We start from the raw sequence: 24,704 nt of genomic DNA on the forward strand, positions 1-24,704 counted from the left end.
TGGGCTTGGTTTTAGCGGGCGCGGACGCAGGTGCAGGGAAAGGTCCCGGGGGGAAGAGCGGGGGAAGCAGGCAGACGTTCAACTGTCCACTGGCAAACCCAGCCCCTGCAGGGCGCGGCGGCTGGCAATCTGCTCGGCGCTTTTCTTGTTGAAGTCTTCGCCCACGGCCAGGCGTTCGCCGTTGACCAAGACAGCGACCTTGAAGCGGTCGCGCTTGTCTTGTTTGAAGCGCTTGATGATGGCATAGTCTACCTTTTGCCCGTTCTTCTGGCAGTGTTCCAGCAGTTGGCTCTTGTAGTTGTCGTCGAAGTTCTCGAGGTGAGTGACGTCGACGTAGTTCTTGAGCATGCGCTGCACGATGAAGCGTGTGGTCAGCTGGTAGCCTTGTTCGACGTAGACGGCGCCCACCAGGGCTTCGACGGCGTTGCCGAGCATGGATTTGGCGATGCGGACGTTGTTGTAGGTCGAGAGCAACTCATCGAGCCCCATGTTGTAGCCGATCTCGTTGAGGCTGTTGCGCTTGACGATCTTGGAGCGCATCTTGGTGAGGAAGCCCTCGTCTTCGGTGGGGTACTTTTTGTAGAGGTACTCCGCCACCACGGTGCCGAGCACGGCGTCCCCCAGAAACTCCAGGCGCTCGTTGTTTTGCCCGCCGTAGGGCAAAGCCCGGGCCTGGACTTCCTGGTTGTTGCTCTTGTGCTGAAAGGCGAGCTTAAATACCGAGAGGTAGGCGGGGGTGAAGCCCAGCAGACGACGCAGCCTCCGGACGAATTCCTTTTCCGGAGATAGATAGTAGTTGTAGAATCGTCTAGCCGTTTTGATCACCGCAAATCAGGAATTGAACCGCTTGAATATGGTAGCAGAGTTGTGTCCGCCGAAGCCAAAGGTATTACTTAAAGCGGCATTTACCGTTTTTTCCACCGCCTTATTAAAAGTTAGGTTCAGCCGGGGGTCGATATTGGGATCGTCGGTGAAGTGATTGATAGTGGGAGGAACGAAATTGTGCTGGATGGCGAGGATGCAGGCGACGGACTCGACGGCTGCGGCGGCACCCAGCAGGTGGCCGGTCATTGACTTGGTGGAGCTGATGTGGAGGTCGTAGGCCGCGTCTCCGAAGGCCAGTTGGATGGCCCGCAGTTCGGCCGTATCACCGATGGGGGTGGAGGTGCCGTGGGTGTTGATGTAGTCAATGTCGGCGGGCTTCAGGCCCGCGTAGCGCAGGGCATTCTCCATGGCGATTTTGGCACCGGCGCCTTCCGGATGGGGGGCGGAGATGTGGTAGGCATCGGAGCTGGCGGCGTACCCGGCTACTTCGGCCAGGATGGTGGCACCCCGGGCCTGGGCGTGCTCAAGGCTTTCCAGGATGATGATGCCCGCGCCTTCGCCGAGTACGAAACCATCCCGGTCGGCATCGTAGGGCCGGGAGGCCGTTTTGAAATCGTCGTTGCGGGTGCTGAGGGCTTTCATGCTGTTGAAGCCGCCCACGCCTACTTTGGTCACTACCGCTTCGGCGCCACCGGTGACCATGAAGTCGGCCCGCCCGAGGCGAATATCGTCGGCTGCCGCGGCCAGGGCGTGTCCACCCGATGCACAGGCGCTGACGGTGGCGTAGGAAGGACCGCGCAGGTTATGAGCCATGCTGATGTGGCCAGCCCCCATGTTGGCAATCATGCGGGGAATCATGAAAGGATTGTAACGGGGGGTGCCGTTGCCGCCGTCGAAAGACTCAATCTCTTCTTCCAGTGAGCGCAGGCCACCGATGCCGCTGGCGACAATGGCGCCGGCACGGTCGGGGTTGAGCTCGAAGATTTTCTCTCCGCTCTCGTTCAGGATGCCCGCCATCTTCATGGCCTCGTCGGTAGCGTAGAGCGCCATGGTGACGTAACGGTCGAGCCGGCGGATCTCGCGGGCATCCAGCCGGTCGGCGGGGTCCCAGTCCGTCACCTCACAGGCAAACTGGGTTTTGAAGAGCGATGCATCGAACTGGGTGATGGGCTTGGCACCGCTGCGGCCAGTTTTGAGGCCTTCCAGGTATTCGGGTACGCTGTTGCCAATGGAGGTAAGGGCACCAATTCCAGTTACTACTACGCGCTGCATGGGTTGTTTATTTGGGAGGATTAAACCCCTCCGTCAGAGGGGCGGTTGAAGGGCGGCGGTGGCGAAACGCCGGCTATCGCCAACGGGCGACGCGGAGCAGATCCGCCGTAGACACCAAAGCCCCTGCGGCCTTGCGTCGCCAGCCATTTGCTGGGTGGCCCGGGCGGTGTTGGGGTTGTTGCCGGGGATCACCAGAACCGGCCGCTGAAGCTTGCCGGGGCAAAATTACAGTATTTGCCAAACAAAACCGCCGCCCGCAGCCTGGGGATCAGGCGCACGGGCGGCGGAGCGAAAGAGATCGCGGGAAGGGGATTATCCCACGCTGCTTTCGAGGTAAGCAACGGCCTGACCGACGGTCTGGATGTTCTCCGCCTGCTCGTCAGGAATGCTGATGTCGAATTCCTTCTCGAACTCCATGATGAGTTCGACGGTGTCCAGGCTGTCGGCTCCCAGATCGTTCTGGAAACTTGCATCGGTAGTTACCTCCGTTGCATCGACGCCGAGCTTATCGACAATAATCTTCTTTACTTTTTCCTCAATGCTAGCCATAGTATAGTTGGCGTTTAATGAATAATTGCGGCGCAAAGAAAGTGCGAAAGGTTTACTTGAGCAAATCTTGCCCTTCAAAAGAAGGCTGAAGGCCGCGTTGTAAGCTTACAACAGCGTAAGTATACGCCAGGCTGACGCTTTTTCCCGGCGCTGGTCACTATTTCCCCGTTTTTTTTCTGGCCGGGGGGGACTTTTAAGCCTCAGCAGCCCGGTTTTCTTTGGTCCAGCGGTCCGCACGCGGCGGGGCTGGGCAGCGCACTTTTTCTTGGCTTTTGCCGCTTTGCCGTACTTTTAGGGGTACTTCGCCCCTTCCCGTCCATCCCCTTTGCACGCATGTTCGACAAATTTACCCTCCTTCTATTCGCTCTTTTCCTTTCTTTTTCCGCCGTTTTTGCCCAGGTTTCTCCCTCCAGCGCACAGTTCCCCCTGGAACTCCAGCGCGTTACGGGCAAACACGGCAGGGCCTCCAACGCCAAGATGCTCTGCACCGATCCCAACCCTTTTGTCATTGTAAGCTGCGAGGGCGAATTGCCGAATACTGGCGATAATGACCCCAGCGACGGGGCATTTATGACCTGGACGGCCACGGGGTCCAGCAACCTTTATTACAGCCGCATCTACAACGGGCCCGATACTTTTCAGATCGTACGGGCGGGCACCAACCTTTCGGTATACCCCGCGAGCGACCCCGCCACCAATACCTATACCGCTACCCTGGCCATCGGCGGCGGATCCAGCAACGCCTGCCTCGCCCCGGGCACCTGGACGGTCCAGGTGTGGGACGTCCAGGACGCCGACGGAGATTTACTGCCCGATCGGGACGCCAACGGGGCCATCATCGGGTGCTTCAGAATTTGCTCCTTTGACTTTTTCCCTTCCTGCCCACCCCCCAATACAACCACCTTCACTGCCAACGTAGTAGACATCGGCTGCAACGGCGGCGGCTCCATCAGCCTGAATAACTACAGCATCAACGACCTGTACTGTGTTTCCCCCATCGGTGCAGGAGCCAGCCTGATGTGGACCGGCCCCGGTGGTTTTACCGCTTCCACCCAAAACATTACGGGCCTGATGCCCGGAACTTACACGGTGGAGGTGCGGGACTTCTACGACTGCATTACGCAGGGCACCTTCACGGTCAACCAGTTGCCCCCCGTCAGCATCAACTGCAACCTGGTGAATGGACCAACGGTATTTGGCAGCAACGATGGAGTGGTTGCGGTGAACATCGGGTCGGGGACGGGCAATTATACGATTGCATGGTCAGGGCCCAGTTCGGGCAGTCGGGCGGGGATCGACGGCAACAACAACATCGGTGGCCTGTTGGCTGGCACCTATACCTTTACCGTTACCGATAACACTTCGGGATGTACGGACAACTGCATGGTTACCCTGCCTGATCCACCCTGCATGGTCGATTTTACGGTGATGCAAGATGCCCTGGGCGACGTCGTCATCACCCCCGTCAGCGGGATGCCGCCCTTTCGGGTCAGCTACACGGGGCCCTCTTTTCAGGACGATATCGGGCCCTTTGGCATTGGGGGCATTACCCTTCCGGGCGGACAGTTCATGGTTGGGGAATACGTTTTCACCGTCTACGAAGTCAATCGGCCCGACTGTGATATGTTTCAGTTCTACACCATTGAGGGGCCCGACTGCTCAGACTTTACCCTGGTGAGCAATGTGGCAAGCCCCATCACTTGCGGAGGCGCGAACGACGGGCAGATTGCCCTCGCCTTTACCGGCGGGCAAAACCCGGTGGTATCTTGGACTGGCCCCGGAGTCTCGGGCTCCACGCAAGCCACCATCAGCAACCTGGGCCCCGGCACCTACAATTTCCAGATCATCGATGACCGGGGTTGCTTTCTGGAGGGCAGCCACACCCTGACGGCCCCACCCGCGCTGCAATTTTCCTGCGCTGCTCTCAACGAGACCTGTCCTGCCGCCAACGACGGCAGAATTGGGCTGAATCTGGCCGGTGGAACCGGTGCCTACACCCTGACTTACACCGCCGTGGACACGGATGGGAATCCACTGCCCCCGCAGTCCGGCCTGACAGTAGCCAACGGCGACACCCTCCGCAACCTCGTCCCCGGCCAGTATAATTTGCAAATCCGCGACGCCAACAACTGTACCCAGACCTGTATGGCCAGCATCACGGCATTCACCTGCCCACCCGGCGGTGGTGCCGACCAAAGCATCACCGTCGATTCGGTTTTTGACGCCACAGTGGTGAATGGCACGGGCGAAGTAGTGGTGGACCTGGCAGGAACGGGGCCCTGGACTTACCGGATCACCAGCACCACCGGCGGACTGGACCTGAGCTTTACGGCCAGCAGCAGTCCTGATACCGCCATCAATCTCCCCATCGATACTTACCGACTCGTGTTGGTGCTGCCAGCGCCGGCCGCCGGCACCCCCGCCTGTTGCATCGTTACACCTCCACCGCCCGTCACTTTCGTAGTTGAGGGGCCGGTGTGCGATCTCAGTGCAGTTCCAACGACCACCAACCCGCTTTGCTTCGGCAGCAGCGACGGAAGCATCAGCCTGGCGGTGACCGGAGCAAGCAGTGGCCTGACCATCGACTGGAGCGATGATGCCTTCGACGGCCTCAGCAGCGCCAGCAACCTGGGAGCAGGGACCTACACCGTCATTGTTTCCGATGACAGCGCTTGTCCGGTGCCGCCGCTGACGATTACGCTGCTCGACCCGCCAGCGCTGGAGGTACAACTGACCGAAACCAGCCCCATTAACTGTTTTGGGGAAACTACCGGAGCCATTGCCGCCACCGTCCTTAACGCTGGTGGCATGCTGACTTACGCCTGGTCAGTAGCCGCCCCGACCGACACCGACACCCTGCGGAACCTGGGAGCAGGCACTTACGGCCTCACCGTCACCGACGCCAATTCCTGTGCCGCCAACGCCAGCCTGAGCCTGGGCCAGCCTGCCGCCCTGGAACTCCTGTGCAGCGCAACTACCGAAACCGCCGCCGGTGCGGAAGACGGCACCATCACCCTTTCCATCGCGGGGGGCGGACCAACCGTAACCTTAAGTAGCGTCCTCGGCACCTTGCGGGTAAGCAGCGGCAGCGACACCACCTTCACGGGTCTGCCACCGGGCACCTACAACCTGTTGATTACCGACGACAGTGGTTGTACCGCCACCTGCACCGCCATCGTCAACCAGGGCGGCTGCGAGATCACCACCAGCATCACCCCCACCCAGCCCGACTGTAACAACCCCACGGGCTCCGCCGCAGCAAGCGCTAGCCTGCTGGCCAACGGGGCCGTCAGCTTCCTCTGGAGCAACGGAGAAAGTACGGCCCTAGTCAGTAACCTCACCCCGGGAAGCTACTCCGTTACGGCTACCGACGCGCTGGGGTGCCAGGCCAACGCCAGCGTGAGCATCGTGGCGTTTACCGACTTCCCCACGGCAAGCGTCCTGGGCTCCAGCGCAGTCTGCGACGACGGATGTGTGGACATTAATTTTGGTTTTACGGGAAGTGGTCCGTTTCAAGTCGACTACACCATTAGCCGCAACGGTGCCCCTCCCCAGGCCGCAAACTTCACCATTGTGGCCTCCGGAGTGGAGAGCTTCTGCCCGGCCAGTTTTGGTTTCCCCGACCTGGAAAACGCCCGCGTCAACTTCCTCACCGTAACCGATGCGAATGGCTGCGCGAGGCCTTTCACCAGCGTTGTGGACATCAACCGTTTGCCTCCCGCCGTCGGCACCTTCGCAGCAACGCTCTGCGCGGGCGACACCCTGACCTACGCCGGCGAAAGCTTCCACGCCGCGCGGTCGGTGGGCGACGTGGTCCTGCCCGGCGCATCCGCCAATGGCTGCGATTCGACCGTGGCCGTCAGCGTGACCTTCTTTGCTCCCGCCGTCGGCACCTTCGCAGCAACGCTCTGCGCGGACGACACCCTGACCTACGCCGGTGAAAGCTTCCACGCCGCGCGGACGACGGGTGATGTGATCCTGCCCGGCGCATCCGCCAATGGCTGCGATTCGACCGTGGCCGTCAGCGTGACCTTCTTTGCTCCCGCCGTCGGCACCTTCGCAGCAACGCTCTGCGCGGGCGATACCCTGACCTACGCCGGTGAAAGCTTCCACGCCGCGCGGACGGTGGGCGACGTGGTCCTGCCCGGCGCTTCCGTTAACGGTTGTGATTCGACCGTGGCCGTCAGCGTGACCTTCTTTGCTCCCTCCGTCGGCACCTTCGCAGCAACGCTTTGCGCGGGCGATACCCTGACCTACGCCGGTGAAATCTTCCACGCCGCGCGGACGGTGGGCGACGTGGTTTTGCCCGGCGCTTCCGTCAACGGTTGTGATTCGACCGTGGCGGTCAGCGTGGCCTTCTTTGCACCTGCGTTCAGCGCCCTGGACACGACCATTTGCGCCAGCGATACCCTCACGTTCGCCGGTGAAATCTTCCACGCCGCGCGGACGGTGGGCGACGTGGTCCTACCCGGCGCTTCCGTCAACGGTTGTGATTCGACCGTGGCGGTCAGCGTGAACTTCTTTGCTCCCGCCGTCGGGACCTTCGCAGCAATGCTCTGCGCGGGCGATACCCTGACCTACGCCGGTGAAAGCTTCCACGCCGCGCGGACGATGGGCGACGTGGTACTGCCGGGAGCTTCCGTCAACGGCTGTGATTCGACCGTGGCCGTCAGCGTGAACTTCTTTGCTCCCGCCGTCGGGACCTTCGCAGCAATGCTCTGCGCGGGCGATACCCTGACCTACGCAGGTGAAAGCTTCCACGCCGCGCGCACGATGGGCGACGTGGTACTGCCGGGAGCTTCCGTCAATGGCTGTGATTCGACCGTGGCGGTTAGCCTAAGTTTCTTCCCGCAGGTGAGCGGGGTGCTGGATACAACGATTTGCGCGGGCACCTCCTTTACCTTCCACGGCAGGACTTTTGCGGCGGCGGCTACGGCGGTACCTGTGGTTTTGGACCTGCCCAGCGTGAACGGTTGTGATAGCCTCGTGCTGGTGACGGTACGGGTGCTGGAACCGGCTACGGTCAGCCTGAGCGGCGACGGGGTGGTGTGTGCCGATGGTTTGCTGCCGCTGACGATCAATTACGACGGCGATGGCATTGCGCAGGTGGAACTGAGCAGCCAGCCCGGGGCATTCCTGAGCATTTTCAGTGGTTCTGCGGAGGTGGAAGTGGCGGCGGCGATTGGCACTACCGTCCGCATTCTTAGCGCCAACGACGGGGGGGCCTGCCCCTTGGCGCTGAGCGGGGCGGTGCTGGTCAGCCAGTCGGATCTGGCCGTCTCGATTGACATCACGAGTGGGAATGGCGTGTACGCAGTGAGTTGCCCGGACGCCGAAGATGGGGCGGTGCTGGCCATCCCGACCGGCGGGACGGGCCCCTACACTTTCGCCTGGAGCAACGGGGCGGATGGGGCAGAACTCGGTGGACTGGCCGCTGGCAGCTACTCCCTGCTGGTGACCAGCGGACGGGGCTGCCAGGCCCAGGACAGCGTAAAGCTGACGGCGCCGGAGGTGATGGCCGTGGCGGTACTGCCGCTCGATGCCACCTGCCAGGACACCCTTCCCGGGCTGGTCATTACCGACATTCAAGGGGGGACGGGGCCTTACGTGTACCGTACGGGCGACGGGCCTTTCCGGAGTCCGGGGGCCTTCCCCGATACCCTGCGGGCCAGTGCGGGAGTGACCACCTTCGCGCTCGAAGACGCCAATGGGTGCCTGCTGACCCAGGAATTCACGCTCGCACCCGCCCCCCAGGGCAGCATTGTGGTGACGCCCAACCGGGTAATTATCGGGACGGGCGACAGTGTCCGGCTGCAAGTCCTGACCGACCTGGAGGCCATTGGCTACCGGCTTACGCCCGGGCCGGAAGGCTTGTTGACGGAAAACAGCTTCTTCGTTGCCCCCACCCTTTCGACCGTCTATACGGTAACGGCCATTGACAACAGCGGCTGCACCGCAACTGCGGAGGCGGAAGTGTTGGTGGACCGCTACGTGCCGGTGTACGTACCCAATGCTTTTTCTCCGAACGAAGACGGCCGCAACGACCTCTTCCGGGCCTTCGGGGATGAGCAGGTGGAGCGCTTCAGGGAGTTTGCCGTTTTTGACCGCTGGGGATTCCTCGTGGCGAGCCTCCCGGGACCGATTGACCCGGCGGACCAAACCTGGGGCTGGGACGGACGAACGGCCGACGGCAGGCTGCACCAACCGGGAGTATACGTTTACAGCATCCGCGCCGATTTGCGGGATGGGCGTAGCCTCGTTTTGAAAGGAGAGGTGGTATTGGTGCGGTAAGCCGCCTCCGGGCGCGGCCGCAGGTGCCAGGTAAAGGACCGGGAGCGAGCGAGGAAGGGAGTACCGCTACCCCTTAAGCGCATGCGGGTGCTGCCCGTGCCCCGTGCCTGCCTGCCGTACGATCGGCAATTGATGCGATAACCGGCCCGTGGAGGGTGCTTTGGCGCACCCGCAAAATTGCCCCCCTGACCGTATTTTATCAAATCATATACGTTAAATGTAGAAATATATGCCGTTCAATAAACTACCTTTGGTGACCTTCCTATTCTTGCAGCAGACTAGATAAGAGTGCTAAGCGCTGAAGATGAAACCGATTTACGTAGTGCTGCTGCTTTGCGCCTTGACGACCTTACAAGCGCAAACCGGCAGTGCGGAACAAGCAAGCCTGGGTCTTTCTCTGGTTAACCAGTCGCTGGTTGGCCCTAAAAGCGCTGCGCCCCCGTGCAACCCGGCCACTAACCCGATCACCATTTTCGATCACGCCGGAGAGACACCGGTGACGGGAGACAACAACCCCGCCAACGGGGCATTCATCCGTTGGACGGCCACCGGCGCCAACAATTTTTATTACTCCCAGATCTACAACGGCAGTGAAGTATACGAAGTCACCGACCCCTTCACCGGTGCCCGGCTTTTCCTGCCCAACCAACCCAACGGAACGGATTACGCCGTAGAGCTGGCCATCAGCATCGATTTCGGCGGCATCTGCATCCCGCCCGGGGTGTGGACCATCCGGGTGTACGACGCGGTGGACAATGACTTCGACGGGCAGCCCGACCTCCTCGGGGGGGAAATCCAGGGCTGCTATACCGAAGAAACCATCAGCTTCTTCCCCTCCTGCCCGCCGCCGAGTATCAACCCGCCCTTCACCGTCGATGCCCAGGACGTGGGTTGCAACGGCACGGGGGCGTCGGTGGATCTCCTCAACTTCCAGACGGCGGAACTCTACTGCGTCGCCAACGACGGCAGCGGGGCTACTTTTTTGTGGTCTGGCCCCAACGGCTTTACTTCCTCTTCCCGCGACGTGAGCAACCTCAGCCCCGGCATTTACTCGGTGGAAGTAATGGACTACTATGGTTGCACCTCCCGCTGGGTACGGGAGATCAGGGACCTTGACAACCTCGCCGTCGACTGCTCCACTGTGTTCTCCCCCACCCGCTTTGGCGGTAACGACGGACGCATTCGCCTGGACCTGCTGGCGGGCTCGGGCAACTTTCGCGTCGACTGGACGGGGCCAGTAAGCGGCACCCTGGGCAACGTAGTCACCGGCACCTACAACCTCACCAACCTGCCTGCCGGCACCTACACCATTACCGTTACCGACAACATTTCCACCTGCGTGGAAATCTGTACTGCCGTCCTTACCGACCCTCCCTGCCTGATTGATTTTACCTTCAGCAACAATGCCGACGGTTCGGTCACCATCTCCCCTACGGCGGGCGTACCCTTCTTTTTCCTTACGTTTACCGGCCCCACCTCTGCGGCCAACATCGGCCCCATCAACTTCAGCGGCATCACGCTGCCCGCCAGCCTTTTCCAAACCGGCTTTTACACCTTTACGCTGCGGGAGTTTGACCGCCCCGACTGTTTCCAGTCCGTCGTCATCCGCATTCCGCCCGACTGCATGCTGCAAGTTGGGTCCAGCAGTACCGACCCCATTTGCGCGGGCTCCGCCACGGGCACCATCGACCTTAGCATTGGGGGTTCCATCGGACCGGCTACCGTTGACTGGAACGTCGATTCGCTCGATGGACTGGAAAGCGTCACCGGCCTCCTGGCGGGGACCTACGTCGCCAACGTATCCGATGCCACGGGCTGTACTTTTCCACCCATCAGCATTACCCTGACGGATCCCGCGCCGCTGGCCGTCACCCTGGCCCAGACCGCAGAGGTGGGTTGCTTCGGCGACCGCAACGGGTCCATCGCGGCTACCGTGACCAACGCGGTGGGGAACGTAAGCTACCGGTGGTCCGTCGATACCTTCCCGGCTACCCCCACCGCCCAACAGGTGGCCGCCGGCAGCTACTACCTGGAGGTAACGGACGAGAATGGCTGCACCGCCCGCGACACCATCTTACTGACCCAGCCACTGCCGCTCACAATGGATTGCCAGGCCACGGCAGAAAGCATTGCGGGCAACGGGGATGGGCAGATTACGGTCGCGCACGCAGGTGCAGTGGACGGAATAAGGATCAGTGGAGACCTGGGCGACTTCCCGCTGCGGCCCAACGCCGATACCACCTTTAGCAACTTAGCGCCCGGCACCTACCAGATCGTCCTTACCAACCCCGACGGGTGCAGCACTTCGTGTACTGCCGTAGTTGCCCCGGGCCCTTGCGACCTCAGCGTCAACGTCGCCACCACCCAACCCGACTGCAACAGTGCTACCGGCCAGGCCCAGGCCGTCGCTACGGGTGGCACGGGACCGCTGACCTACCGCTGGAGCAACGCTGCCACTACCGCTGCGCTGAGCAACCTGGCTCCTGGCACCTACACGCTTACCGTATCCGATAACTTTGGCTGCGCAGACACTGCCACGGTAAGCATTGTGGCCTTTACCGACTTCCCTGCCCTGACCGTGCGGCCGCCGACACCGATTTGCGACGACGGCTGCGTTACCCTGAGTTTTCAGCTCGCGGGGCCCGGCCCCTACACCATCCGCTACGAACTGGAGCGGACGGGGGGGCCTTCGGCACTGGCTACCCTGACGCTGAATGGCTCAGGAATGCGGACTTTCTGCCCCGGAGAATTTGGCCTGACGAGCTTCGTCGGGGCCAGTTTCTTTTTCCGGGACGTAACGAGTGCCAACGGCTGCCGGCGCAACGTCAGCCTCCCCATTCCCATCCCCATCCGTCCGGCGGCCACCGGTACGCTGGCGCCGGTCGTGTGCCCCGGAGAAACTTTTCTTTACGAGGGGCAAGTCTTCGACGCCAACCGCCGCACGGGCGTCATCAACTATCCCAACGCTTCCGTTTTCGGGTGTGACAGCAGCCTTAGGATCAATCTCGGCTTCTATCCCCAGGCATTGGGTGATTTTGCAACGACCATCTGCCCGGGCGACACCCTGGACTACTTCGGATCGCGGTTCCACCCCGGCCGGACGATGGGCGACGTTGTTTTGCCGGGCGGATCGGTTAATGGTTGCGACTCTACCGTCAGCGTGCGCGTGGCTTTTTTCCCGGCCGCCACCGGAAGCTTCAGCACGACCCGCTGTGACACCGATACGCTTGATTACTTCGGCACCCTGTTTTACCCCGGCCAAACTACGGGCGAAGTGGTCTTGCCCGGCGCATCCATTGATGGCTGCGATTCTACCGTGACGGTGAACGTCGCTTTTTTCCCGCCGGCACGAGGGACATTCAGCAGCATCATTTGTGCGGCGGATACCCTGGATTACTTCGGGGAGCAGTTTTACCTGGGCCGGACGCAGGGCGACGTCACTTTGAAAGGAGCCTCGGTAAATGGCTGTGATTCGACCGTTGCTGTCACCGTGACTTTCTTTCCACCTGCGTTCAGCGCCCTCGATACCACCATCTGTGCCACCGATACGCTCACCTACTTCGGCGAGCAGTTTTACGCCGAGCGGAGGCAGGGGAATGTCGTTTTGCCCGACGCTACGGTCCAGGGTTGTGACAGTGTGGTGCGGGTGAGCCTGCAATTTTTCCCGGCCGTAACGGGCGTGCTGGACACGACCATTTGCCCCGGCGATACGCTGATTTACTTCAACGGCATCTTCCACGGCAACCGTACGACGGGCCTGGTCGCCCTCCCCTTCCCTTCGGTGGGCGGCTGCGACAGCGCCATCCAGGTGAACCTTTCGTTTTTTCCGGAGCGCCCTACGATCATCGATACCACCATTTGTGCGGGGGATACTTACCGTTTTGGTGACCGCATTTTCACCGGTGCCGCCAGTGCCGAGCGGGTGGTGTTGCCGGGTGCCAGTGTGCTGGGCTGTGACAGTGTTGGCCTGGTCACTGTCCGGGTCACCCCCCTGCCCGAGGTGCTTATTTCGGGCGACGGCATCATTTGTCCTGACGGCGCGCTGGACCTGACGGTGGACTACAACGGCAACGAAAACGTGTCCATTGAACTGAGTGACCGCCCCGGCGAACCCATCAGCATTCCGCCTGGCCGGACGATCTTACAGCGCCGCGTTGCGGCCGGCGTGACGGTTACGATACTGCGGGCGGACAATGGGGTGGCCTGCGGGCCCCTCTTCGGTGGCAGTGTCACGGCGGCAGTGACTGACCTGGCGGCAGGGGTAGAGATTTTGAGCGGCGACGGCGTCTTCGCCATTAGTTGCGCCGGAGGAGACGACGGTGCAGTGCGTGCCCTGCCGGTGGGCGGGGCCGGGCCCTACACTTTTCGTTGGAACACGGGCGAGACGGGCCCCGAACTGAGGAATCTGGCGGCGGGTGAATACCGCGTGGAGGTCACCAGTGCCCGGGGTTGCCGGGCGGAAGGGATGGCTATCCTGACCGAACCGGAAAGCCTGCGGGTAAGTACGGCCGAGGTGCCCGCTACTTGCCGGAGCCCTTTGCCCGGCCTGGTATTGAGTGACATTCAGGGCGGCGTTGGCCCCTACCTTTTCCGGGTGGGGACGGAGACACCGTTCATGCCCCTGTTGGCTTTCCCGGATACGACCCGGGTATCCGCAGGAAGCAACACTTTGGAGATCGAGGACGCCAATGGTTGCCGGCTCAGCGAAAGTTTCGGTTTTTCTCCGCCGCCGAGTGGCCAGCTGGAGCTTACCCCCCGCCGCTCGCTCATCCGGCAGGGCGACAGTGTGGCGCTGCGGGCCACCACCGACCTGCTGGCCCTGGGATACCGCCTTTCTCCCGGCCCCGATACCTTGCAGGTCAGCAACCGCTTTTTCGTAACCCCTTTGGAAACAACCACTTACACCGTCACGGCCATCGACGCCGAAGGCTGCGAAGCGACCGCCTCCGCCGAAGTACTGGTGGACCGCTACTCGCCGGTGTACGCCCCCAGTGCTTTTTCGCCCAATGACGACGGCATCAACGATGTGTTTGAAGTGTATACCGATCAATCCATCGTATCCATCGGTCGCTTTGCCGTATTCGACCGCTGGGGAAACCAGGTCTACCTCTTTCCGGGTCCCGTGGGCCCCAACGACACGAACTGGGGCTGGGATGGCCGCAATGCCAAGGGCAAGATCCACGAGCAGGCCGTTTACGTTTTCACCGTAGCCGTTACGCTGGCCGACGGTCGGGAGGTAGAGATAAAGGGCGACCTGATGTTGCTGCGGTAAACTTTGCGGGGACCTGGCCAACGGACCAATGACGGCCTTTTGGCAGTCTGGAAGGATGAAAACAGCCTGAAATTCTTAAAATACTGCCCGGCGGCGCTAAGATTTTCAAAAAAGCGCCGTTGGGTGCCTCAATTTGGGCCATATTGAGCGTTAGCCTGGAGCTATTACTCGCTGGCGGTTGGATCCATTTTTCTGCTGACCTTAGTCTTCCTGCCAGCTTGACTAATTTTGCGAGGCACTACCTACCCACAACACTACCGTATCATGGCTAAACTCTTCATCACCAGCGTTCTATCCCTCTTCCTGGGCTTTGCTGCTTCGGCGGCGTCCATTCCCTATACGTTCATCTTCGATAACGCCGAGCAGGAGGCCTACATCAACCGCTATAAAGAGGTGGCCATCCGGGAGATGGAACGATCAGGCGTTCCGGCCAGCATCAAATTGGCCCAGGGTATCCTGGAGAGCGACTCCGGGCAGAGCGTCCTGGCGCGTTCGGCCAATAACCATTTTGGCATCAAGTGCGGTTCCAACTGGAAGGGGGAAGAATACTACCGCAAAGACGATGACTACGACAGCAACGGCCAGCTGATCAAGAGTTGCTTCCGGCAGTACCGCAACGCGGAGGCCAGTTTTGTGGCCCACTCGGAGTTTCTTCGCGATCCGGCCAAGTCCTTCCGCTACGGCTTTCTCTTTCGCCTCGACCCCCGCGACTACAAAGGCTGGGCCAACGGCCTCCGGCAGGCCGGTTACGCCACCAACCCCCGCTACCCGGAACTGCTGATTGGCATCATCGAACGCTATAACCTGCAGCAGTATGACGCCCCGGGTGCAGTGGACCCCGTGGAAGTGGAGAACCCCACCAACGAACTCATCACCGGAATCCTCCAAACCAACGACGTGAGCTACTTCGTCAGCGAGGCCCCCATCAGCGTTGAAGCCATCGCCAAGCAGGTAGACCTCAGCGTCCAGCGCCTGCTGGATTACAACGAGGGCCTTTCCCAGAGCAGCCAACTCGTGGCGCCAACCGACCGCGTGTACCTTCAGAAAAAACGCAAAAGCTACCGGGGGCGGGAACAATTCCATACGGTGGAAGTCGGGGAAGACCTCTACGCCATTGCCCAGCGCTACGGCCTGCGGCTTGAGCACCTGGCACGCCGCAACCGCCTCAACGAAGCCGCCAACCCGGCCACCGGCCAAAAGGTAAAACTCCGGGGAGGCAAGGTGGATAACCCACCCCGCCTGGAGGGGGAGATCGACCCCAATACACCGGTAAATGACATCCCCACCAACGACAAGGGAGAGATTGACTTGCTGGATCCTACCGACGAGCCCACCACGCCGCGTCCGGGCGTAGTCATCCTTCCCCGGCCCAACCCCACCCCGCCTCCCCCCACCACACCAGTGCCTACTACGCCGCCGCCCACCACGGTTGTCGTTCCCGGTAGCCCTTCCGTGCCCCCCACTACGGTCATTCCCGTCCCCAACGTGCCACCCACCACGGTACCACCGGGTAACCCCTCCCTGCCCCAACCCGTCTTCCATTCCGTCCAGGCGGGAGAAACGCTCTACGCCATCAGCCGCACTTACGGCGTCACGGTAGAATCCCTGCGCCAACTCAACAGCCTGTCCACCAACACCATTTCCATCGGGCAGCAACTGCGGGTGCGGTAGGTATAAAGGGCGCGGCCGCAGGTGCTCCCCCCCGGCCCCCCGAAGGGAGGAGATGGGATAGGGAGCAGGGCAGACCCACTACCAGGCCACCAAATCGCTGCGCGCGACGTAACTTGGCACCCTAAGGACCAAAACCGAAACCGTGCGCCACTTGCCATCGACGACCCTGCTTTGCCTGCTTGCCCTGCTGGGCAGTCTTTCCCTCTCCGCCCAGAACCTCGATCAGGAGGGCGACTATGGGGTAGACTGGGGAGGCTATCTCTTCGGCATCAAGGGAGGGCCGAGCTTCAGCAATCAGGATTGGAGCGGACTGGAAACGGAGTTCCTGTTGGCCTACCACGGTGCCGTGTTTTTGGAGTCGGTCCCGGCCAGTGGCCGCTTTAGCCTCTACGGGCAGCTGGGCTACCACCTGCGGGGCAGCCGCATCAGCCGCAGGCGGGGCATCACCTTTGGTGGGACCGGAGTGACGCTGCCCGCCGACGACTTCCGCTTTCAGAACATTTCCCTGGGCATCGGGGCAAAATCCGTCGTCGGCTACAACCGGGTGGCCGACCTCTACTACCTACTGGGCCTGCGCATCGATTACAACCTGGACACGAACCTCGACAAGTACGACCAGCTGGAAGGATCGTTCGGGATCGGCTTCCGGGCCAACTACCCCATTGAGAGCTACGATTTCATCAACCGCGTCACCTACGGCGCTACTTTCGGCGGTGGTGCCCTGTTCCCCATTTCCCGGGGGGCCAGTGGCTTTGTAGAAATTACGGCCCACCCCGACTTCAATTTCCAGTACAACCAGGGGCCCATCCCCAACGTCATCGACCCCTTCGGCGCGGGCAACCGCACCATCGGTGCCCGGGCCATCCGCAACTTCACGCTCGAACTTTCCGTCGGCATACGCTTCCTGCGCAAATGGACCTATGTCGATTAGGCAAACGGCAACGGAAACGGGCTACGGGTTGGGGGCCTTGCTTTTCCCCACCCTTTGCCTCAACTGCCAGCGGACCATCCCCGGCGGGCAACGGACGCCCCTTTGCCTGCCCTGCTTCAGCGACCTGGCCCCCACCAACTACTGGGAACTGCCCGAAAACCGCGTCACGGATAAATTTCAAGGACGGCTGGAACTACAGCTCGGCGTCGCCCTCTATTTCTTCAACGTCGGCTCCGTCTGCCAAACCCTCATGCACGCGCTGAAGTATTACCAGCGCCCGGAGATCGGCGACGAACTTGGCCGCCAACTGGGCAATTACCTGCGCAACCACCCCAGCCTGCACGACCTGGCTGGCGTAGTCCCCGTCCCCATCCACCCCCGCCGGCTGCACCAGCGGGGCTACAACCAGGCCGAACGCATTGCCAGTGGAGTAGCCAGCGTGCTGCGGGTACCCGTTTTTCCGCAGGCCCTGACCCGCACCGACTTCAAGGGCTCCCAGACCAAGATGGACCGCCTGCAGCGGGTCGAAAACGTCCGCAATTCCTTTAGACCCGGCCGCGGCAACCACGCCGGGCAGCACCTATTGCTGGTTGACGATGTAGTGACCACCGGAGCCACCCTGGACTTCTGCGGCAACCTGCTGCTGGAACACCACGCGAACGCTACACTCAGTATTGCTACCCTGGCCATTGCAGAATGAGTAAAAGCTGACGGGCGAGAGACGGTTCTCGCGGTTTGATTTCGCTGCTGCAGGGTGGAAGGACTTCCGTGGGGTCTTCGTTTGCCCCCGGAAGGCGTTCCTTGCACCTGCGGCCGCGCCGGAAAAAAAGTGCCGCGTGGGGAAAATTTTAAAAAATTTGGCTGCGGTCCCTACCTTTGCGCATGGAAACGAACCAAAGCTACCCCCAAAAATTTGCCGAGCAGGGCCTCACTTTTGATGACGTACTGCTTTTGCCCGCCTACAGCGAAGTACTTCCCCGCGAAGTAGACCTTTCCTCCCAACTCACCCGTGGTTTACGTTTGAACGCCCCGATCGTTTCGGCGGCGATGGATACGGTGACGGACGGACGGCTTTCCATTGCCATCGCCCGGCAGGGAGGCATCGGAATCATCCATAAGAACATGACCATCGCCGAGCAAGCCGAACAGGTGCGCATGGTCAAACGCTCCGAGTCGGGGATGATCGTCGATCCCGTGACGATGAAGCCCAACGCTACCGTAGCCGACGCTAAAGCGCTGATGCAGCGCCACCGCATTGGAGGCATCCCCATCGTCAACGATGATTTTCACCTGGTGGGCATTCTCACCAACCGCGACCTGCGCTTCGAAACCGCCTCCTCCCGCCCCATCCGCGAGATCATGACGCAGGAAAACCTCGTCACGGCCCCCGTCGGCACCACCCTGGAGCAAGCCAAAAACATCCTGCAGGGGCATAAGATCGAAAAATTGCCCGTCGTGGAAACGAACGGCAAACTCGTTGGCCTGATCACCTACAAAGACATCATGAAGGTGGAAAACTACCCGAATGCCTGCAAAGACAGCTTCGGCCGTCTGGTAGTTGGTGGAGCTATTGGGGTGACATCTGACATGCTGGAACGGGTGCAGGCGCTGGTGAACGTGAACGTTGACGTCATCACCATCGATACGGCCCACGGCCACAGCCGCGGCGTGCTCGATGCCGTCCGGAAGACCAAAGACGCCTTTCCCGATCTGCAAATCATCGGTGGCAACGTAGCTACGGGTGCAGCCGCCAAGGCCCTGGCCGACGCGGGTGCCGACGGCGTAAAAGTGGGCGTAGGGCCCGGCTCAATTTGTACCACCCGCATCGTGGCCGGCGTTGGCGTCCCCCAGCTTACGGCCATTCACGAAGCCTACCAGGCCCTGAAAGGCACCGACGTACCCATCGTCGGCGACGGCGGCATTCGGTATTCGGGCGACATCGTTAAGGCCCTGGCGGCGGGTGCCTCCACCATCATGGCGGGTAGCCTGTTTGCCGGTGTTGACGAAAGCCCGGGGGAAACCATCCTCTTCGACGGGCGCAAATTCAAGGTCTACCGCGGCATGGGGTCCCTCGGCGCGATGAACAAAGGCAGCAAGGACCGGTACTTCCAGGATGTGGAAGACGACGTCAAAAAACTCGTCCCCGAAGGCATCGAAGGCCGCATTCCTTACAAGGGCAGCCTGGCCGAAGTCGTCAACCAGTACCTCGGCGGCCTGCGGGCGGGCATGGGCTACTGCGGTGCCGCAACCATCGAAGACCTGAAGCAGGCGCGCTTCGTCCGCATCACCGGTGCAGGGATGGCCGAAAGCCACCCCCACAACATCACCATCACCAAGGAGGCCCCGAATTATTCCCGCGGGCGGTAATTTACTGCGGCAGCTCCGGGCGGGGGCGGCGGGCCAGCACGGCATCCGTCAGCCTGCGGGCCAGCGCCTCCAGGTCGATGTTAAGTACTTCGCGGTTGACTTCCATCACCCTTTCCCGTTCCGCCTCGGGGAGGGCCTGAAAACCGTGCAGGGCCCCCAGAATGGCTCCGGTGACGGCGGCGACAGTGTCGTTGTCCCGTCCGTAGTTGGTGATGAATTCCATGGCCCGCGGGAAGTCGAGTTCAGAAAAGAGCAGCGCCGTCAGGTTGATGAGGTGGATTTCGCCCGCATGAAAGGGGGCGTCTTGCTGGGCTTTGGTCAGGAGGCGGTAAGCGTGTAAGGTCTGGGCGTAGTGTAAACTGTCGTAAGGGTAGTTATCGGGGAGACGGAAACTCATGGCCCGCTGTTCGTCGACCGTCAGGCGCTTGGCCTCCCGAACGATGGCCCGCGCCTGCTGGTACTGTTTGTAGGCCAAGCGGCCCAGCAAACGCGAGCGGAAAAAGCCCTGCGGATCAACGTCGCGCAAGACGGCAGCGAAGGTATCCAGGCGGGCTTCGGGCTGGAAAGCGACGGCAGTCAGGGCGGCCGTCAGTCCGGTGACGTCGCGGGCGTAACCGATATCGAAGAGGGCAAGGTCGTAGCCCGTCCGGTAAGCGGCCAGGGGTTGGCCGGGGTAGACGGCCCCCAGGACGGGCGCGTAGAGCATTCCGGCGCAGGCCATCTCTCCGCCGTAGAAGCGGGCCAGGGCGTCGCGGTAGACATCGATGTCGCCGGCGGCGTAGGCGCGGCTAACCCGCGTCCATTCCTGCAGCCAGGTGATGCGGCGCATATTGTCTTCAAAAGGTTCGGGGGCCGGTCCTTCGGTGGCCTTGAGGTCTTCGATCAGGCTTTCGTACCGTTGGTTGAGGAAAGCAGCGAAGCGGACGGGGCTCATCTGCAGGGCCTTGCCGCGGGCGCGCAAGTCGTGCTCGGCCAGGGCAAAACGAACCATCAGGTCTTTCCAGCGGGTATCGTCCGTACCTGCCCCCGGCGGCAGGTTAAAGTCCCAGGGACCTTCCGGACTGGGTTCGCGCAGCACCAGGTCCAGGCTGTCTACGTAGCCGTAGGCTTCGCTGATGTCGTCGTAGTGCCACATTTCCGTTGGAGCGCCCATGGCATCGCCAATGGCGGAGCCTACCAGGGAGCCAAGGATTTTGTCGTAGAGTAGGCTGTCGGCCAGGCGGAGGTCCTGGTAATCGGCTTCGGTATAGCTCATGTCCACTGGCGAGAGATTGGTGGGGGTGGCCCCTGCGCCGGGTGAATCTGCCTGGCAGGCAACGGCCAAAATAGAGAAGATGAAGAGAGAAAAAGCTTTAGCGTTCATTGGGAAGGACAACTAATGTGACGTTTTACCCGCCCTTTGTCCGGGCGGGATGTCCAGCAGTAAGCCCTGGGAGGAGCCGGGCTACCGTTGGCCCAAGATAAGCACGCTACCCTCCACGCTACCCGCAAAAAGGCCCATCGGTATTTTCCGACGGGCCATTCAAATACACTCACCTTATCATTTAAGACTTATCGGGAACTTCATCCTTTCCCGATTCAATACCCGCTTGTGGTATATCCAGCTAAACCGATCCTGCTTCGGCGAGGTTCGGCGGCCCATCTTTTTTTCCGCTTGGCGTGGTTTTGCCGGCAAAATTTTGATTCCGCACCCAACGAGACAGCGCCGGGCGGTACTTTTGCGTTTCTTTACAAAACCTGCTGAATGAAAACCTACGCTACACTCTTTCTTGCCTTTGTTCTATTGAGCCTGGGCTGCGAGAAAGTCACCATCAGTACCGATCAAAGGTCACTGGAAGAATACGTCGCAGACGAAAACCTGGCCGTACAGGAAGGGCCAGAGGGCCTGCTCTACATCATCGAAGAACCCGGCAGCGCCGAACGGCCAACGATCAACTCCATGGTTACGGTCAACTACGTAGGACGACTCACTGACGACCGGATTTTTGACCAGACGAATGGTTCCCCCGTTTCATTTCCGCTCGGCAACCTGGTTCGCGGCTGGCAGTTGGGCATTCCGCTGGTCGGTGCCGGGGGAAAGATCAAATTGCTCCTGCCGCCCAGCCTCGGCTACGGCAATCGTCCGGTGGGCTCCATCCCCGCCAACTCCAACCTGGTGTTCGATATTGAGCTGGTTTCCTTTACCAACTAATCTAAGTAGCCCCGTCGTTTGTGGCGCGGCCCCGCGATCCGCTATCGCTCGTCGGGACTACGCAAGTTGCGCATCTTGCGCGGCCGCAGGTGCAGGGAAAAAGGACAAGGAGCAAGGCCGGTTCACCAGCCTTGCTCCTTTGCATTTATCTGGGCTTGTGCAACTCGAAGATCGCGTTGATCTCGCGGTCATCCCGTAGGTCGGGATACCACTCCAGAAGCAATTCACTGTCGTCGTAGTAGGTGCTCAGGGCATCGTTGAGGTACTCGAGGGCCCGGCCGCGTTTGTTGCAAATCAGGTAGATGGCCACCATGCCGTAGAGGAGGCTACCGTCCTGGTAGCGCTCCAAGACGTCGTGCATCAGTCCGAGACCTTCTTTTTCGCGCCCCTGGTCACAGAGGAAGATCGCGTAAGAGACGTAGGCTTCGCTGTAGTGATCGTCCATTTCGATGGCCCGCTGAAAGGCCTGTTCGGCGTCGTCCTGTTCGTTGGTGGCGGCCAGGCAGAGAGCCAGCCCGAGCCAGCAGTCTGCCGTGTGATTGGCTCGCTCCACGGCCCGGCCGTAGTTGTATGCGGCCATGCCCCACTTTTCTTCGACGGCAAAACATTCACCGAGGTGCTGGTAGATGTCGTACATGTCGGGCTCAATCTCTACGGCACGGAAGTAGGCAGCCTTAGCTTCGTCGATCCGGTTGAGCAGCTGTAAGGAGCGGCCGAAGCGCATATAGGTCTCGTAGGTATCTTCTGCTTCGGGGGAGGCGAAGTAAATCTCGTACACCTTAATGGCCGTCTCGTAGTCTTCGATGTCGAAGAGCTTATCGGCGTATTCGAGGTCGTAACGGGGGTTGCCTCCGTCCAGGGAACGCGCGTTGGCGAAGGCGTCGACGGCCTTGTACTCCTGCCCCAGATCATCGTACCAGAGGCCCAGGTAATACCAGGCCAGGTCGTTGAAGGGGTCCGCTTCGAGCACTTCCTGCATCACGGCACCGAAGCGTGAACGCAGGTGATCGAACTCGCTGGCGTTGAGCATTTCATCGAGGGCGGGCTCCTGGTAGGCGTCGAGGCGAACAGCCTCCCGGAAAGCTTCCCAGGCTTCGTCGTAGCGGGTTTCCTGCAGCAACAGCAAGCCGTCGAAAAAGGCCAGGAGGCTTTCCCGTTCGGGGCCTTCCACGCGGCCGCGCAGGGTATCGAGAATGTTCCGGGCCTCTTCCCGTTTCTCAAAATGCGTGAGCACCTCGAGGCGAAGCATCAGAGATTCTTCGTCGTTGGGTGCGTAGATGCTGAGTTTTTCCAACGTGGCCAGGGCCGCCTCTTCCTCCAGGTTGATCTTGTGGATGAGGGCCTTCCATTTGTAAAACTCAGGCGTAAAGTTGTGTTGGCCAATGGCCAGGTCGGCAACTTCCAGGGTTCGGTCAAAGTCATTGTTCCCGTAGTAGTGTACCAGCAGGTCTTCAAATTCTTCTTCCGACAGAAAAAGCCCTGATTGACCGGGGGCCTTTTGCTCGTAGCGGGCTACGAGGGCTTGCAACGCTCGGTCGCGTTGGTCATTTTTATTTTCCTTCATGCGGGTTTCGAACGGTTCCGGCGTAGCTTCTTGAACCATTGGCTGGAACTCCCGACTAAGATACGATGGGAAAGGGAAAAAAGTTGCTCTTCTTTACAAAGGTTTATCCTTCCGTTAAGCGCAACTTAAGCTTTGCTGCTCAATGGCCGTTGTTCCGCCGCCACTCCCGGGTGCGTTCCCAGAGTTGCTGGCGGAATGCTTTTTCCACTTCTTCGAGCCGGACAACCTTGGTGGCGGGCAATACGGTGAGGAATTTGTCTTCCGCCTCTTCCATCAGTTTGGTGAGTTGCTGCCGCCGCAACCGTTCGTCGCGGAGGTGTTGCAGGGCTTCTGCTTCCGTCAGGGTGCTGCCACCTGGTTCCCGGAGTTTGCGCCAGCCTTCCTCGCGCTTGAGCTCCCGAATCCGGCTTTCGTAGGCCCAGAAAAGGGGGAAAAAGGCTTTGACTTCGGTGGGGGTGAGGCCTAACTTCTCGGTGATGAAGGCCTGCCGGGCCAGGTGGATGCGGTTCTGAGCCTGCTCCAAGCGGGTAGGAGGTGCGCCGGGCTGGCGCTGGGCGGCCAGGTTGCCGAGGGTAAAGACCAGTAAGAGGGCAAAAAGGAAGCAGTACTTTTTCATCGTTTATTCGTTGGGGGGCTGGGCGGCGTACAGTTCGGTTTCAAATTCACTCAGGCGGCTGCCGATGTATTCTTCGATGGCTTCGGGGGGGATATCGGCCAGCAGTTCTGCACTGCTGGGCGTGGCCTGGGCCATCGGTGTCGTTGTCCCTTCGCCCCTAAAGTCGCGGTCAAGGGCCAGCCAAAGTCCCAGCAGGAGCAAGAGGCTGGCCGCCACCGCCCAAGTGGCACTCCGCCAGGTGCGGACCACGGCGGGGCGGTGGACCCGGGCGACGGTCTCCTGGGCCAGCTGCGCGAAATACGCATCCGGCGGGGAAACAAAGCCATCGCCCTTTTCCCGCAGCGCCCGCAATGCGGCGGGCAGTTCTTCGCTTTCTTTACTGTGCATATGCTTTCAGTTTGCTTTCAATTTTTTTTACCGCCAGGTGGTAGCTGGCTTTCAGCGCCCCTTCGGAAGTACCGGTAATCTGGCTGATTTCCGCGTAGGGCAGTTCGTCGTAGTAGCGCAAGAGGAATACGGCCCGTTGCTTATCGGGCAATGCCGCTAGAGCTTTTTGCAGCTCGAGCTGCGCCGCATCCCCGTCAAAGAACGGATCGGCCCGGAGCGTCCGGCCCGCCGTTAAGGCCGGGTCCTCGCTGCTGATCCGCCGCTCCCGTCGTTGCTGGCTGCGCAACCAGGCCAGGGCCTCGTTGGTGGCAATGCGGTACAACCAGGTGCTCAGTTTGCTCTCCTCCCGGAAGCGGTCGAGGTGGCGGTACACCTTGATCAGGGTGTTCTGCAACACATCGTCTACGTCCGCCGAAGACTGCAACATCCGCAGCAAATGCCGGTGCAGCAAAGGGCCATATACCCGGACCAAAGCCCCGAAGCCCTGTTCCCGCTGCCGTTCATCCCGCAGTTGGGTGAGGATGGCTGATTCTTCTGCCGCGTTGATCAATCCGTGGTACTTTGACAATGAGAAGGGCCAAATGGCAGATGACCCACCGGAGAATAGGTAGCTGCTGCCGTTGCGTGGTTCTTTGGTTAGACGCCACAGGAAGCCCGGGGTTTAATCGGTCCAGCTAATCCCCTTGCTGCAATACGATATCTTTGCCGGGGGCCGTTACTGCATTATGGCCCGCTTTTTATCGTTTAAACGTAGGCCTGGGGTTCATG

15 protein-coding genes are annotated in these 24,704 nt (G+C 60.8%); 7 read left to right on the forward strand and 8 right to left on the reverse strand.

Features of this window, described 5'->3' with window-relative positions:
- Positions 1–78 precede the first annotated feature (78 nt).
- The 3 genes from rnc to H9S92_RS08590 all read right to left on the reverse strand — a co-directional run bounded on the left by rnc (position 79) and on the right by H9S92_RS08590 (position 2,646).
- Entirely contained in the window at positions 79–825 is a 747-nt protein-coding gene (gene rnc / locus H9S92_RS08580; RefSeq protein ID WP_290283310.1) for a ribonuclease III, read from the reverse strand.
- A gap of 6 nt (positions 826–831) precedes the next feature.
- A complete protein-coding gene (fabF, locus tag H9S92_RS08585; protein ID WP_187466298.1) occupies positions 832–2,097 on the reverse strand; it encodes a beta-ketoacyl-ACP synthase II in 1,266 nt (421 codons plus the stop codon).
- Between the two features lie 312 nt (positions 2,098–2,409).
- A complete protein-coding gene (locus H9S92_RS08590; protein WP_187466299.1) occupies positions 2,410–2,646 on the reverse strand; it encodes an acyl carrier protein in 237 nt (78 codons plus the stop codon).
- Positions 2,647–2,979: 333 nt separating this feature from the next.
- On the opposite strand from H9S92_RS08590, the gene H9S92_RS08595 reads away from it, so the two are divergent.
- The 6 genes from H9S92_RS08595 (at position 2,980) to guaB (ending at position 19,178) form a co-directional block, all read left to right on the forward strand.
- The gene (locus tag H9S92_RS08595; protein ID WP_187466300.1) at positions 2,980–8,937 is read left to right on the forward strand and encodes a T9SS type B sorting domain-containing protein; all 5,958 of its coding nucleotides are present in this window, start codon (positions 2,980–2,982) and stop codon (positions 8,935–8,937) included.
- Between the two features lie 304 nt (positions 8,938–9,241).
- Positions 9,242–14,209, forward strand: coding sequence for a T9SS type B sorting domain-containing protein (locus H9S92_RS08600; RefSeq protein ID WP_187466301.1), 4,968 nt, complete (start codon positions 9,242–9,244; stop codon positions 14,207–14,209).
- 264 nt (positions 14,210–14,473) lie between these two features.
- Positions 14,474–15,880, forward strand: coding sequence for a glucosaminidase domain-containing protein (locus H9S92_RS08605; protein WP_187466302.1), 1,407 nt, complete (start codon positions 14,474–14,476; stop codon positions 15,878–15,880).
- Positions 15,881–16,022: 142 nt separating this feature from the next.
- Complete coding sequence (locus tag H9S92_RS08610) at positions 16,023–16,811, forward strand: hypothetical protein (protein WP_187466303.1); 789 nt, start codon at positions 16,023–16,025, stop codon at positions 16,809–16,811.
- Entirely contained in the window at positions 16,801–17,511 is a 711-nt protein-coding gene (locus H9S92_RS08615) for a ComF family protein (RefSeq protein ID WP_187466304.1), read from the forward strand. The genes H9S92_RS08610 and H9S92_RS08615 overlap by 11 nt, the downstream gene beginning before the upstream one ends.
- A 182-nt stretch (positions 17,512–17,693) precedes the next feature.
- The gene (guaB, locus tag H9S92_RS08620; RefSeq protein ID WP_187466305.1) at positions 17,694–19,178 is read left to right on the forward strand and encodes an IMP dehydrogenase; all 1,485 of its coding nucleotides are present in this window, start codon (positions 17,694–17,696) and stop codon (positions 19,176–19,178) included.
- A gap of 1 nt (position 19,179) precedes the next feature.
- On the opposite strand, the gene H9S92_RS08625 is transcribed toward guaB, so the two are convergent.
- On the reverse strand, positions 19,180–20,541 hold the full coding sequence (locus tag H9S92_RS08625) for an ADP-ribosylglycohydrolase family protein (RefSeq protein ID WP_187466306.1): 1,362 nt from the start codon (positions 20,539–20,541) through the stop codon (positions 19,180–19,182).
- 381 nt (positions 20,542–20,922) lie between these two features.
- Here H9S92_RS08625 and H9S92_RS08630 point away from each other — a divergent pair, with 381 nt between their 5' ends.
- Positions 20,923–21,369 (forward strand): FKBP-type peptidyl-prolyl cis-trans isomerase, encoded by a 447-nt coding sequence (locus H9S92_RS08630; protein WP_187466307.1) that lies wholly within the window; start codon positions 20,923–20,925, stop codon positions 21,367–21,369.
- Between the two features lie 145 nt (positions 21,370–21,514).
- Here H9S92_RS08630 and H9S92_RS08635 read toward each other — a convergent pair whose 3' ends face one another.
- The 4 genes from H9S92_RS08635 to H9S92_RS08650 all read right to left on the reverse strand — a co-directional run bounded on the left by H9S92_RS08635 (position 21,515) and on the right by H9S92_RS08650 (position 24,483).
- Positions 21,515–22,933 (reverse strand): tetratricopeptide repeat protein, encoded by a 1,419-nt coding sequence (locus H9S92_RS08635; protein ID WP_187466308.1) that lies wholly within the window; start codon positions 22,931–22,933, stop codon positions 21,515–21,517.
- 139 nt (positions 22,934–23,072) lie between these two features.
- On the reverse strand, positions 23,073–23,549 hold the full coding sequence (locus H9S92_RS08640) for a hypothetical protein (protein WP_187466309.1): 477 nt from the start codon (positions 23,547–23,549) through the stop codon (positions 23,073–23,075).
- 3 nt (positions 23,550–23,552) lie between these two features.
- Positions 23,553–23,936 carry a hypothetical protein gene (locus H9S92_RS08645; RefSeq protein WP_187466310.1) on the reverse strand — a complete coding sequence of 128 codons (384 nt, stop codon included), beginning with the start codon at positions 23,934–23,936 and terminating at the stop codon, positions 23,553–23,555.
- Complete coding sequence (locus H9S92_RS08650; protein ID WP_187466322.1) at positions 23,926–24,483, reverse strand: RNA polymerase sigma factor; 558 nt, start codon at positions 24,481–24,483, stop codon at positions 23,926–23,928. The genes H9S92_RS08645 and H9S92_RS08650 overlap by 11 nt, the downstream gene beginning before the upstream one ends.
- Positions 24,484–24,704 lie beyond the last annotated feature (221 nt).

It is taken from the genome of Neolewinella lacunae, from assembly GCF_014349155.1.
Classification (GTDB): Bacteria; Bacteroidota; Bacteroidia; order Chitinophagales; family Saprospiraceae; genus Neolewinella; species Neolewinella lacunae.